10 protein-coding genes are annotated in these 11,588 nt (G+C 70.0%); 6 read left to right on the top strand and 4 right to left on the bottom strand.

The features are described 5' to 3' along the window. The first annotated feature begins 5 nt into the window (after window positions 1–5). The 3 genes from L3078_RS18340 to L3078_RS18330 all read left to right on the top strand — a co-directional run bounded on the left by L3078_RS18340 (window position 6) and on the right by L3078_RS18330 (window position 2,784). Window positions 6–821, top strand: a complete 816-nt coding sequence (locus L3078_RS18340; protein WP_239754917.1) for a ComF family protein — start codon at window positions 6–8, stop codon at window positions 819–821. 315 nt (window positions 822–1,136) lie between these two features. Then, the gene (hpf, locus tag L3078_RS18335) at window positions 1,137–1,829 is read left to right on the top strand and encodes a ribosome hibernation-promoting factor, HPF/YfiA family (protein WP_391806714.1); all 693 of its coding nucleotides are present in this window, start codon (window positions 1,137–1,139) and stop codon (window positions 1,827–1,829) included. Window positions 1,830–2,034: 205 nt separating this feature from the next. After that, entirely contained in the window at window positions 2,035–2,784 is a 750-nt protein-coding gene (locus L3078_RS18330; RefSeq protein WP_239754909.1) for a response regulator, read from the top strand. A gap of 3 nt (window positions 2,785–2,787) precedes the next feature. Here the strand turns inward: L3078_RS18330 and L3078_RS18325 are convergent, their stop codons facing one another. After that, window positions 2,788–3,951 (bottom strand): winged helix-turn-helix domain-containing protein, encoded by a 1,164-nt coding sequence (locus L3078_RS18325; RefSeq protein ID WP_239754908.1) that lies wholly within the window; start codon window positions 3,949–3,951, stop codon window positions 2,788–2,790. 266 nt (window positions 3,952–4,217) lie between these two features. Continuing rightward, window positions 4,218–4,787, bottom strand: coding sequence for a GNAT family N-acetyltransferase (locus L3078_RS18320; protein ID WP_239754907.1), 570 nt, complete (start codon window positions 4,785–4,787; stop codon window positions 4,218–4,220). Between the two features lie 301 nt (window positions 4,788–5,088). Here L3078_RS18320 and secA point away from each other — a divergent pair, with 301 nt between their 5' ends. Beyond that, a complete protein-coding gene (secA, locus tag L3078_RS18315) occupies window positions 5,089–7,935 on the top strand; it encodes a preprotein translocase subunit SecA (RefSeq protein WP_239754906.1) in 2,847 nt (948 codons plus the stop codon). Between the two features lie 173 nt (window positions 7,936–8,108). Here secA and L3078_RS18310 read toward each other — a convergent pair whose 3' ends face one another. After that, on the bottom strand, window positions 8,109–8,639 hold the full coding sequence (locus L3078_RS18310; protein WP_239754905.1) for an Rv3235 family protein: 531 nt from the start codon (window positions 8,637–8,639) through the stop codon (window positions 8,109–8,111). Window positions 8,640–8,988: 349 nt separating this feature from the next. Between L3078_RS18310 and L3078_RS18305 the strand changes: the two genes are divergently transcribed. Together L3078_RS18305 and L3078_RS18300 are read left to right on the top strand one after the other, a co-directional pair. Next, on the top strand, window positions 8,989–9,504 hold the full coding sequence (locus L3078_RS18305; RefSeq protein ID WP_239754904.1) for a DUF6912 family protein: 516 nt from the start codon (window positions 8,989–8,991) through the stop codon (window positions 9,502–9,504). A 272-nt stretch (window positions 9,505–9,776) separates the two neighbouring features. After that, window positions 9,777–10,445, top strand: coding sequence for an HAD family hydrolase (locus tag L3078_RS18300; RefSeq protein WP_239754903.1), 669 nt, complete (start codon window positions 9,777–9,779; stop codon window positions 10,443–10,445). Window positions 10,446–10,470: 25 nt separating this feature from the next. On the opposite strand, the gene L3078_RS18295 is transcribed toward L3078_RS18300, so the two are convergent. Beyond that, on the bottom strand, window positions 10,471–11,037 hold the full coding sequence (locus L3078_RS18295; RefSeq protein ID WP_239754901.1) for a DJ-1/PfpI family protein: 567 nt from the start codon (window positions 11,035–11,037) through the stop codon (window positions 10,471–10,473). Window positions 11,038–11,588 lie beyond the last annotated feature (551 nt).

Raw genomic sequence — 11,588 nt, 5'->3', positions numbered from 1 at the left:
TGGGCATGCGGGGGTGGTGGCAGGACCTCACGGATCTGGTGCTGCCGGCCGAGTGCGGAGGCTGCGGGAGGCCTCGCGCGGTGCTCTGCCCGGAGTGCCGCGCGGCTCTGACCGGGGCCGCGCCGTGTCGGGTGCGACCGGAGCCGGAGCCGTCCGGACTTCCCGTGGTGCACGCCGCGGCGCCGTACGAGGACGCGGTGCGGGCCACGTTGATCGCGCACAAGGAACGGGGTGCGCTGGCGCTCGCCGGACCGCTCGGCACGGCCTTGGCGGGGGCCGTACGGGCGGGTGGCGGCGAAGGGCCGGTGCTGCTGGTTCCGGTGCCGTCGGCGCGGCGGGCGGTACGGGCGCGGGGGCACGACCCGGCGCGGCGGATCGCGCTCGCGGCGGCTGGGGTGCTGCGGCGCACCGGGACACCGGCCCGGGTGGTCGGGGTCCTGCGGCAGCGCCGTGCCGTGGCCGACCAGTCGGGGCTGGACCTTCGGCAGCGGCTGGACAACCTCGCGGGCGCTCTGGAGGTGGCCGCCGGGGGTGGCCGGCTGCTGGGCGACGGCGCGGTCGTGCTCGTGGACGACCTGATGACGACCGGTGCCTCGCTCGCGGAGGCGGCCCGGGCGGTGCGGGCGGTACGGGTGGCGAGGGACGGGCCGGCGGTGGCGGTGCCGGGGGAGTACGGAGTGGAACGGAGGGCAAAAGAGGCGGTGCGAACACGAGGGGTGACGGGAATGGCGAGCTCGGACGGCATCGACGACGCCGAGGACGGGCTCCGGGCGGCGGTGGTCGCCGCGCCTCCCGACTCTTTCCAAATAAACCGGAACTGACCGCTTACTTGCATCGTTGCAGGTAATGACAGGGTCAATTCACCTGAACGGAGGTACGTCTCGGTAGAGGGTGACGACATCCGTCCGAGCGAGATATGTTCGGTTGTGAGGGAATGGCCCCGGCCGTTCACCACATATCCGAATGCTGCGCTGCGGGTTTTCTGAATCACCCCGCGCCGGTGGGGTGGAGATCTTGCCCACGGGGGAGGAGGAGGTGGAAGTCACCGAGTCCGCGGTTCCGGGAGTCACCGGAACCTGGTGCACAAGGGAGATGCTCCGCCAGTGGAGCGGAGCGATCCGGGAACGGAGTTCTGCGTGGACATCGTCGTCAAGGGCCGCAAGACCGAGGTGCCCGAGCGGTTCCGCAAGCACGTGGCCGAGAAGCTGAAGCTGGAGAAGATCCAGAAGCTCGACGGCAAGGTGATCAGCCTCGACGTCGAGGTGTCCAAGGAGCCCAACCCCCGACAGGCCGACCGCAGTGACCGGGTGGAGATCACGCTCCACTCCCGCGGACCGGTGATTCGGGCGGAGGCAGCGGCCAGCGATCCGTATGCGGCGCTCGACCTGGCGGCGGACAAGCTCGAAGCCCGGCTGCGCAAGCAGCACGACAAGCGTTACACGCGCCGAGGCGCGCGCAGGCTCACGGCCGCGGAGGTCGCCGACCACGTCCCCGGCGTGGCGACCCTCAACGGCAACGGATACGTCGCCGACGAGGAGCAGCCGGACGGCGTGCCCACCAAGAAGATCGGCTCGCTGGAGGTCAAGGGTGAAGGCCCCCTCATCGTCCGCGAGAAGACCCACGTCGCTTCCCCGATGACCCTCGACCAGGCTCTCTACGAGATGGAGCTGGTCGGACACGACTTCTACCTCTTCGTCGACTCAGAGACCAAGGAACCGAGTGTCGTCTACCGGCGGCACGCCTACGACTACGGCGTCATCCACCTCAGCACGGACCCGATGGTCGCCCAGGCGCATGCGGACGCCCCGGGCGGCGCGCTCGGCGGCTGACCGCGCCGGGTGACAGTTGAGCCGGTGCCCCTGGAGCGCGTGTGCGCCCCCAGGGGCACCGGTGTGCGACCCCTCGTGGCCCGCTCTGTCACCGCGGTGACGGCGGGGCATGAAATCATGGCCGAACCGGCCCCAACCGGCGGGCCGTTGCCTTGGGTTGGCGATGGCACAGAAACACAGGCCACGGCCTTCAGGGGGAGGAACGATGGCGGACAGCAGTTTCGGACCGATGCGTGACGAGGATGCCGACGACGGCTCCGTCGGCATGGGATCCGCCGCGGGCTCCCCGCGCAAGGAACCGATCCGTGTCCTCGTGGTGGACGACCACGCGCTCTTCCGCCGCGGTCTGGAGATCGTCCTCGCCGCCGAGGAGGACATCCAGGTCGTCGGCGAGGCCGGTGACGGGGCGGAGGCGGTCGACAAGGCCGCGGATCTGCTGCCCGACATCGTGCTGATGGACGTACGGATGCCCAAGCGCGGCGGTATCGAGGCCTGCACCTCCATCAAGGAGGTGGCCCCCAGCGCGAAGATCATCATGCTGACGATCAGCGACGAGGAGGCCGACCTCTACGACGCGATCAAGGCGGGGGCCACCGGCTATCTCCTCAAGGAGATCTCCACGGACGAGGTGGCGACGGCGATTCGCGCGGTGGCCGACGGGCAGTCCCAGATCAGTCCCTCGATGGCGTCGAAGCTGCTCACCGAGTTCAAGTCCATGATCCAGCGGACCGACGAGCGGCGCCTGGTGCCTGCGCCGCGGCTGACCGACCGGGAACTGGAAGTGCTCAAGCTCGTGGCCACCGGGATGAACAACCGGGACATCGCCAAGGAGCTGTTCATCTCCGAGAACACCGTGAAGAACCATGTGCGCAACATCCTGGAGAAGCTGCAACTGCACTCCAGGATGGAGGCGGTGGTGTACGCGATGCGGGAGAAGATCCTGGAGATCCGCTAGGCCCTAGGCAAGTGCTCGCTGGAGGGGCTCGCGCAGTTCCGGGGCGTCCACGCGCTCGACGCGTACGTCGGTGCAGTCGACCCAGGTCGCTGCCTCCAGGAGGGCCTGGGCGACCGCCGGGATCACCTTGGGGCCGTCAAGGGTGACCTGTTTGGCGACCAGGGTGCGGCCGTCGCGGGCGGGGTCGACGCGGCCCACCAGATGGCCGCCGGACAGGACCGGCATCGCGAAGTAGCCGTGGACGCGCTTCTGTTTGGGGACGTAGGCCTCCAGGCGGTGGGTGAAGCCGAAGATCCGTTCCGTGCGGGCCCGTTCCCAGACGAGGGAGTCGAACGGGGACAGCAGCGTGGTGCGGTGGCGGCCGCGCGGGGGTGTGGCCAGGGCCGCGGGGTCGGCCCAGGCGGGCTTCGCCCAGCCCTGCACCGTCACCGGGACCAGGCCCGAGTCGGCGACCACCGCGTCGAACTGTTCGCCCTTGAGGCGGTGGTAGTCGGCGATGTCCGCGCGGGTGCCGACGCCGAGGGCCTCGCCGGCCAGCCGGACCAGGCGGCGTACGCACTCCGTGTCGTCCAGCTCGTCGTGGAGGAGGTCGGCGGGGATCGCGCGCTCGGCGAGGTCGTACACCCGCTTCCAGCCGCGGCGTTCCACGCAGACCACCTCGCCGTACATCAGGGCGCGTTCGACGGCGACCTTCTCGCCGGACCAGTCCCACCACTCGCTGGTGCGTTTGGCTCCGCCCAGCTCCGTGGCGGTCAGGGGGCCCTCGGCGCGGAGCTGTTTGACGACGCGGTCGTAGGCGCCGTCCGGGAGTTGGTGGCCCCATTGGGGGCGGGCGCGGTAGGCGCGGCGGCGGAAGGCGAAGTGGGGCCACTCCTCGATGGGGAGGATGCAGGCGGCGTGGGACCAGTACTCGAAGGCGTGCGTGTCCGTCCAGTAGGCCTTGTCGACCGTCCTGCGGCCTACCGCGCCGAGGCGGGCGTACGGGATGAGTTCGTGGGAGCGGGCCAGGACCGAGATGGTGTCGAGTTGGACCGCGCCCAGGTGTCGCAGGACGCCACGGACGCCGGCTCTGCGGTCCGGGGCGCCGAGGAAGCCCTGTGCCCGCAGGGCGATGCGGCGGGCCTCGTCTGCGGTGAGTTCTGCGGTGGGGCGCGGGAGGGAGGTCATGCTCCGCAGGGTAGGGGAGGGGACTGACAGGGTGTGCTGAGCTGGGGAAACGGGGCGCCGGGGGGAGCGGGGCCTCGGGGGTGGGGTGCCCGGGAGTGGGGCTGGGCGGGGGTGGGTTTCGCTCACCGGCGCTTGCCGGGTGCCGCCTGCGCCCACCCGTGCCGCCCCAGCGGCACGACTGCCCGCAGGAGGGCAGGAGGGCAGGGGAAGGTAGCGGGCGTGAGGGGGGAGGGGCGGTGCGAGCGGCCGGGCGTGAGGGCTTGTGGTCAGGGGCGGGATGGGAGGTACGGGGCCGTGGACGGGAGGTTCAGGTCTGAGGGGAGTAGGGAGGCTATCCAGCAGTCGCGGCGGACTCCGTTGTTGTCGAGGGCGGAGCGGAGGGTGCCTTCGAGGGTGAAGCCGGTGTGTTCGGCGACCGCGCGGGAGGCGGTGTTGCCCACTTCGGCGCGCCATTCGAGGCGGTCGAGGGTGAGGACCGTGAACGACCAGTGGGCGGCGGCGCGGGTGGCCTCCGTGATGTAACCGCGGCGCCGGTGTTCCTTGGTGGCCCAGAAGCCGATCTCGCCAGTGCCGAGGGCGCGCATGGTGATGCCGAGCATGCCCGCCAGTTCACCCGAGGCGGGGAAGAGGCCGAAGGTGAACATCGTGCCGGTGGCCCAGCCCTCGGGGACGGCGTGTTCGACGAAACCCTCCGCGTGCGCACGCGAATAGGGGGAGGGGATCGTGGTCCAGCGCTGGATGTCCGGGTCCTGCGCGGCGGCGTACACCGCGTCGGTGTCGCGCCGGTCCACGGTGCGCAGCAGCAGGCGCTCGGTGGTCAGGGTGACGGGGTCCATCGGGCGATTCTGCTCGGCGGAGCGGAAGGGCGCCACGCCTTATGCGGCTGTTCCGTTGGTCCGTGGACGCAGGGGGGAGCGGCACGGGGCGTGAAGAGGCGGTCACAATTCGCGCATTTCGTTGGTGGAACGCGGCACCATCCGCGACGCCCGCCCGTTGTCCTGGTAGCTGTCACTGCCAGACCTCCCGGCACAGCGGGGTCCTCGCTTACGATGGCCGTTGCTCAAGCTGTGATTGAAAACTGCCAACTGTCATTGAAACCGACCGTCCCAGGCCCGACCGGCAAGGAGACAAGCCCCCGTGTCCGTCCTCTCGAAGATCATGCGTGCAGGCGAAGGCAAAATCCTGCGCAAGCTGCACCGCATCGCGGACCAGGTCAACTCCATCGAAGAGGACTTCGTCGACCTCTCCGACGCCGAGCTGCGCGCCCTCACCGAGGAGTACAAGCAGCGGTACGCCGACGGTGAGACCCTCGACGACCTGCTCCCCGAGGCGTTCGCCACCGTCCGTGAGGGCGCCAAGCGCGCTCTCGGCCAGCGCCACTACGACGTGCAGATCATGGGCGGTGCCGCCCTCCACCTCGGCTATGTCGCCGAGATGAAGACCGGTGAGGGCAAGACCCTCGTCGGCACCCTGCCCGCGTATCTGAACGCGCTGGCCGGCAAGGGCGTGCACCTGATCACGGTCAACGACTACCTGGCCGAGCGCGACTCCGAGATGATGGGCCGCGTCCACAAGTTCCTGGGTCTGAGCGTCGGCTGCATCCTCGCCAACATGACGCCGGCCCAGCGCCGCGAGCAGTACAACTGCGACATCACCTACGGCACGAACAACGAGTTCGGCTTCGACTACCTCCGCGACAACATGGCGTGGTCCAAGGACGAGCTCGTCCAGCGCGGCCACAACTTCGCGATCGTCGACGAGGTCGACTCCATCCTCGTCGACGAGGCCCGTACGCCGCTGATCATCTCCGGCCCGGCCGACCAGGCCACCAAGTGGTACGGCGACTTCGCCAAGCTGGTCACGCGCCTGAAGAAGGGCGAGCCCGGCCAGCCCCTCAAGGGCATCGAGGAGACCGGCGACTACGAGGTCGACGAGAAGAAGCGCACCGTCGCCATCCACGAGTCCGGTGTCTCCAAGGTCGAGGACTGGCTGGGCATTGACAACCTCTACGAGTCGGTGAACACCCCGCTGGTGGGTTACCTGAACAACGCCATCAAGGCCAAGGAGCTCTTCAAGAAGGACAAGGACTACGTCGTCATGGACGGCGAAGTCATGATCGTCGACGAGCACACCGGCCGTATCCTCGCCGGCCGCCGCTACAACGAGGGCATGCACCAGGCGATCGAGGCGAAGGAAGGGGTGGACATCAAGGACGAGAACCAGACGCTCGCCACGATCACCCTGCAGAACTTCTTCCGCCTCTACAAGCGCCACGACCACAACGGCAAGGAACAGCCCGGCCTCTGCGGCATGACCGGTACGGCGATGACCGAGGCCGCCGAGTTCCACCAGATCTACAAGCTCGGCGTGGTGCCGATCCCGACGAACCGGCCGATGGTCCGCAAGGACCAGTCCGACCTGATCTACCGCACCGAGGTCGCGAAGTTCGAGGCGGTCGTCGACGACATCGTCGAGAAGCACGAGAAGGGCCAGCCGATCCTCGTCGGTACGACGTCGGTCGAGAAGTCCGAGTACCTGTCGCAGCAGCTGAGCAAGCGCGGTGTGCAGCACGAGGTGCTCAACGCCAAGCAGCACGACCGGGAGGCGACGATCGTCGCCCAGGCCGGCCGCAAGGGCGCCGTGACCGTCGCGACGAACATGGCCGGACGTGGTACGGACATCAAGCTCGGCGGCAACCCCGAGGACCTCGCCGAGGCGGAGCTTCGGCAGCGCGGCCTCGACCCCGAGGAGCACATCGAGGAGTGGGCGCACGCCCTGCCCGAGGCGCTCGCGAAGGCCGAGGAGGCGGTGAAGGCCGAGAAGGACGAGGTCGAGTCCCTCGGCGGTCTGTACGTCCTGGGCACCGAGCGGCACGAGTCCCGCCGTATCGACAACCAGCTGCGCGGTCGTTCCGGTCGTCAGGGCGACCCGGGCGAGTCCCGCTTCTACCTGTCGCTCGGCGACGACCTGATGCGTCTGTTCAAGGCGCAGATGGTCGAGCGCGTGATGTCCATGGCGAACGTGCCGGACGACGTACCGATCGAGAACAAGATGGTCACCCGCGCGATCGCCTCCGCCCAGTCGCAGGTCGAGCAGCAGAACTTCGAGACCCGGAAGAACGTCCTCAAGTACGACGAGGTCCTCAACCGGCAGCGCGAGGTCATCTACGGCGAGCGTCGCCGCGTCCTGGAGGGCGAGGACCTGCAGGAGCAGATCCAGCACTTCATGGACGACACCATCGACGCCTACATCCAGGCCGAGACGGCCGAGGGCTTCGCCGAGGAGTGGGACCTCGACCGGCTGTGGGGCGCCTTCAAGCAGCTCTACCCGGTGAAGGTCACCGTCGAGGAGCTGGAGGAGGCCGCCGGGGACCGGGCCGGGCTGACCGCCGAGTTCATCGCCGAGTCCATCAAGGACGACATCACCGAGCAGTACCAGGCCCGTGAGGCGCAGCTCGGCTCCGAGATCATGCGTGAGCTGGAGCGCCGGGTGGTGCTGTCGGTGCTGGACCGCAAGTGGCGTGAGCACCTCTACGAGATGGACTACCTCCAGGAGGGCATCGGCCTGCGCGCGATGGCCCAGAAGGACCCGCTGGTCGAGTACCAGCGCGAGGGCTTCGACATGTTCACCGCCATGATGGAGGGCATCAAGGAGGAGTCCGTCGGCTATTTGTTCAACCTGGAGGTCCAGGTCGAGCAGCAGGTCGAGGAGGTTCCGGTCGAGGACGCGAAGCCGTCCCTGGACAAGACCGACGCGGTGCCGGCGCAGGCGGGTGCGTCGCGGCCGGAGATCCGCGCGAAGGGTCTGGAGGCCCCGCAGCGGCGTGACCGCCTGCACTTCTCCGCGCCCACCGTGGACGGCGAGGGCGGCATCGTCGAGGGCGACCTGCCCGAGGACGAGCCGATCCGCTCCGAGGCCGACGGCCTCACCCGCGCGGAGCGCCGCAAGCAGCAGGGGAAGACGAGCCGCCGCCGCAAGAAGTGAGGGGTCGCGTCCGCTCCGGGAGGGGTGGGCGCGGGCTGCGCGGGCGTTCCTTGTGGGGCGTGTTGAGCAGCGGGGCGTGAGGCCGTGAGGTCGTGACGTCGTGAAGGGCCGGGCATCTTCGGGTGCCTGGCCCTTCGTGTGTCTCGGGCTGGGGGCGGTCGTGGGGGCCGGGCTCAGTCGTCGTCCGGGTGGGGGAACTTCGGGCCGCCGAGTTCCACCGCTGTGCAGCGCCAACGGTGGTCGGGGCCGTGTTCCAGGCGGAAGGCCATGGCGCTGATGCGGTCGCCCGCGCCGATACGGGCGAAGACCTCCAGGGCGCCCCGGGCCGCCACGTAGTAGCCGATGTCCCGGATGACGGGGTGAGGGCCGTGGGGGCAGCGCAGGGGGCCGCGTTCGGCGAGCCAGGCCAGTTCGTCGTAGGCCCTTCCCGCGGTGTGCCGCAGCATGCTGTGGACCGGGCGGCGGCCGCTGAGTACGGCGAGGAGGAGCTCGGCGAAGCGGTCGGTGGGGCGGGGTGGGGACGGGGGGAGGGGCTCGGTGAGGGACGGGGGCGGGGCCGGCGTGGGCGCCGGGCGCTGGGGTGCGGTGAGGCGGCCGCTTCCCGGGGTCGTGCGGGCCGGGGTGCGGCCGGGGCGGCGGGGGTCGTGGCGGACGGGCGGGCGGGTGCCGGGGTGGCGCTTGGTCCTGGTCATGACCTTGTTCATCGGGGATCCCCGTTCGTCGGTGAGGCCGCGGGTACCAGTCGGTAACTTGGCGTTGGGGATCTTGTACGAGGACGGCGGGGGCGCTCGCAAGGGAGCGCGAGGGGGCGGCGGGGGCCGCGAGATTTTCACCTATCAGGGTGACGGGGAGGGGTGTCGGGCCCGGCGGGTCGGGGCTGTACCGGGTGAGGTGGCGGGCTCGGGGTGGACGCGTGCGGGGGCTTGGGCGGGGGCTCGAAAGGGGACGCCCGCACGTATCCTGAAGGTCCTTTGGAGGCTTCGCGGGGACCGTCGGCACGGGTCGAGGTGCTCCGACGTGAACCCGAGAACACGACTACGAAAGCGGACTGCCATGCGCGTCTACGTCCCCCTGACCCTTCCCGGGCTCGCCGAGGCGTACAAGACGGGTGAGCTGGGGGAAGGGGCGTTCGTCGCGTACGCCGTCACGCCCGCTCTGCGGGAGTGGTATCTGTCCGACGACATCGAGGAGTTGGAGTACGCGGCGCTGAACCGGGCGGCGCTCGCGTCGTTGCGGCTGGTGGCCGTGGATCCGGGGGCGGCTCGGCGGCGGGTCGTGGTGGCCGTGGACGTGGCCGACCGGGACGCGGTGGCCGATCCCGACCGGGGGCTCGATCCGGTGGCGCTCGGGGAGGTGCGGGTGGCTGGGCCCGTGCCGCTGAGCAAGGCCGCGGCTGTGCATGTCGACTCGGTGGAGGCCGAGGGGGAGGTGGGGGAGGCGGCGGATGCGTTGGGGGCGGCGGATCTGGGAGACGATGACGCGCAGTTCATCGTGGACGGGGCGGATGATCATGAGCTGCTCTGGTATGCGACGCAGGAGATTCCGAACCTGGTGGGGCTCGGGGACTGAGCTGGTCGGGGTGCGGTGAGCCTCTGGCCGGGGTTGGTGTGCGGTGCCCTCCGCTGGGGTGGGGCGGGGCTGGGTTCCGCTGCTCGGCGGTTACGAGGTGCCGCCTGCGCCCACCCTCCCCCACTCTCGGCTTCGCTCGAGCGGGAGGTGCCCCCATCGCCCCAGCGGCACGATTGCCCGCAGGGGGGAGGGCCGGGGCCGTCCGCAGAGTGGGGTGACGCCGGGAGTGCGCGCAGGACTGGGTTGTCGGTGGTGGGGGGTAGTTTTTTGGTATGGGGATGAACGGAGTCGGGGCGCATATCGTCTGGGACTGGAATGGGACCCTGTTCCATGACAACGAGGCGATCATCGGGGCGACGAACGCGGCGTTCGCGGAGTTGGGGATCGAGCCGATCACGCTGGAGCGGTACCGGGAGCTGTATTGCGTGCCCGTGCCGAAGTTCTACGAGCGGTTGATAGGGCGGCTGCCCACGGACGAGGAGTGGGAGGCCATGGACGTGGTCTTCCATCGGTACTACGCCGAGCACCGGGTCGCCTGTGCGCTGACCGCGGGCGTGCCGGGGCTGCTGACGGACTGGGGTTCGGCCGGGCGCAGTCAGTCGATCCTCAGCATGTACGCGCACGAGGAGCTGGTCCCGCTGGTGCGCGGCTTCGGGATCGAGCCCCATTTCGTGCGGGTCGACGGGCGCACCGGGCCCTCCGGCGGCAGCAAGGCCGAGCACATGGTGCGGCATCTGCGCCGACTCGTGGGGGTGGAGCCGAGACGGACCGTGGTGATCGGGGACGCCGCCGACGACGCGGTCGCCGCCCGGTACGTCGGCGCGCAGGCCGTGCTCTACACCGGCGGGTCCCACAGCCGCGCCAGCCTGGAGGGGGTCGGCGCACCGGTCGTGGACACCCTGGAGGAGGCCGTCGCCGAGGCCGAGCGGCTCGCCGCCTGACCCCGTCGACCTGTGCCGCCCGCCGCTACGTCACCGGCGCCTTCGCCCGCAGCACCGTGAGGAACTCCCGCATCCAGGCGGAGTGGTCCGGCCAGGCGCGGGCGGAGACGAGGGTGCCGTCGACGACGGTCTCGGCGTCCTGGAAGGTCGCGCCGGCGGCCTGCATGTCCAGTTCGAGAGCGGGGTACGCGGTGACGCGGCGTCCGGACAGCGCGTCCACGGCGGCGGTCAGCAGCGGGCCGTGGCAGATCTGGGCGACCGGCTTGTCGGTGTCGAAGAACGACTTGAGGATCTTGCGCAGCTCGGGGTCGTTGCGGAGGTACTCCGGGGCCCGGCCGCCGGGGACGACGACGGCGACGTACTGACCGGGGTCGACCTCGGAGAAGGCCAGGTCGGCGGGCCAGGTGTAGCCGGGCTTCTCGGTGTAGGTGTCGTAGCCCGGTTCGAAGTCGTGGACGACGAAGCGGAGCGTCTTGCGGCTGGGGGCGGCGATGTCGACCTCGTACCCCTCCTCGCGGAGGCGCTGGTAGGGGTAGAGGACCTCCAGCGACTCCGCCGCGTCGCCGGTCACGATCAGGATCTTGGCCGTCATGGTGGGGCTCCCCTCGGTGCCGCAGGGCTTCCTTCGTCAGGCTATGGCTTCCTGGGCAACGTGCATCCGGGGTGGAGGTTTGCCAAGGGGGTGTGCTGATGCGGGGCGCGGCGAAAGCGCGTATAAGCTCGGTTGCGCGGAGGTAAGCTCAAAAGTGCGCGATGGGTACTGTGCAGAACGTCAAAGTTCGACCCCCGGTTTTGTACACATACGGCTCATGACGTGCCCCCCGTCCGGAGGGATAGCCTTGTGGCGTGATCAGCGCGATAGCTCGCGGGGACGTCGTCGTCCCTGCCCTGCGCCCGGTGAGCACGGAAGACATCCGTGTCCGGGCGGCAGTCGCTGGTCCTCGCGGGCGGGAGGGAGCCACCAGGGCTCCCGGGACGCCGGGTACCCCCACTGGCCGGACGGCGCCGAGAGCAGCGTCACACCCCTGCCGGGTACCGAGAATGGCTGATTACCCCCCGCTCGTCTCACCCTGCGGCATAGCGTCGAAGCAGACCGGACACCCCGTGTCGTGGTGGCGCGTCGGAGGGGACGACTTCGTACTT

This window comes from Streptomyces deccanensis, assembly GCF_022385335.1.
GTDB lineage: Bacteria > Actinomycetota > Actinomycetes > Streptomycetales > Streptomycetaceae > Streptomyces > Streptomyces deccanensis.
This window is presented reverse-complemented; position numbering and strand designations above follow the sequence as displayed.

What these genes read in the sequence shown, in the direction of transcription:
- L3078_RS18330 (WP_239754909.1), top strand. Translation starts at nt 2,035, where the DNA reads ATGGCGGACAGCAGTTTCGGACCGATGCGTGACGAGGATGCCGACGAC.
- L3078_RS18310 (WP_239754905.1), bottom strand. Translation starts at nt 8,639, where the DNA reads ATGAACAAGGTCATGACCAGGACCAAGCGCCACCCCGGCACCCGCCCG.
- L3078_RS18320 (WP_239754907.1), bottom strand. Translation starts at nt 4,787, where the DNA reads ATGGACCCCGTCACCCTGACCACCGAGCGCCTGCTGCTGCGCACCGTG.
- L3078_RS18305 (WP_239754904.1), top strand. Translation starts at nt 8,989, where the DNA reads ATGCGCGTCTACGTCCCCCTGACCCTTCCCGGGCTCGCCGAGGCGTAC.
- L3078_RS18340 (WP_239754917.1), top strand. Translation starts at nt 6, where the DNA reads ATGCGGGGGTGGTGGCAGGACCTCACGGATCTGGTGCTGCCGGCCGAG.
- L3078_RS18295 (WP_239754901.1), bottom strand. Translation starts at nt 11,037, where the DNA reads ATGACGGCCAAGATCCTGATCGTGACCGGCGACGCGGCGGAGTCGCTG.
- L3078_RS18325 (WP_239754908.1), bottom strand. Translation starts at nt 3,951, where the DNA reads ATGACCTCCCTCCCGCGCCCCACCGCAGAACTCACCGCAGACGAGGCC.
- L3078_RS18300 (WP_239754903.1), top strand. Translation starts at nt 9,777, where the DNA reads ATGGGGATGAACGGAGTCGGGGCGCATATCGTCTGGGACTGGAATGGG.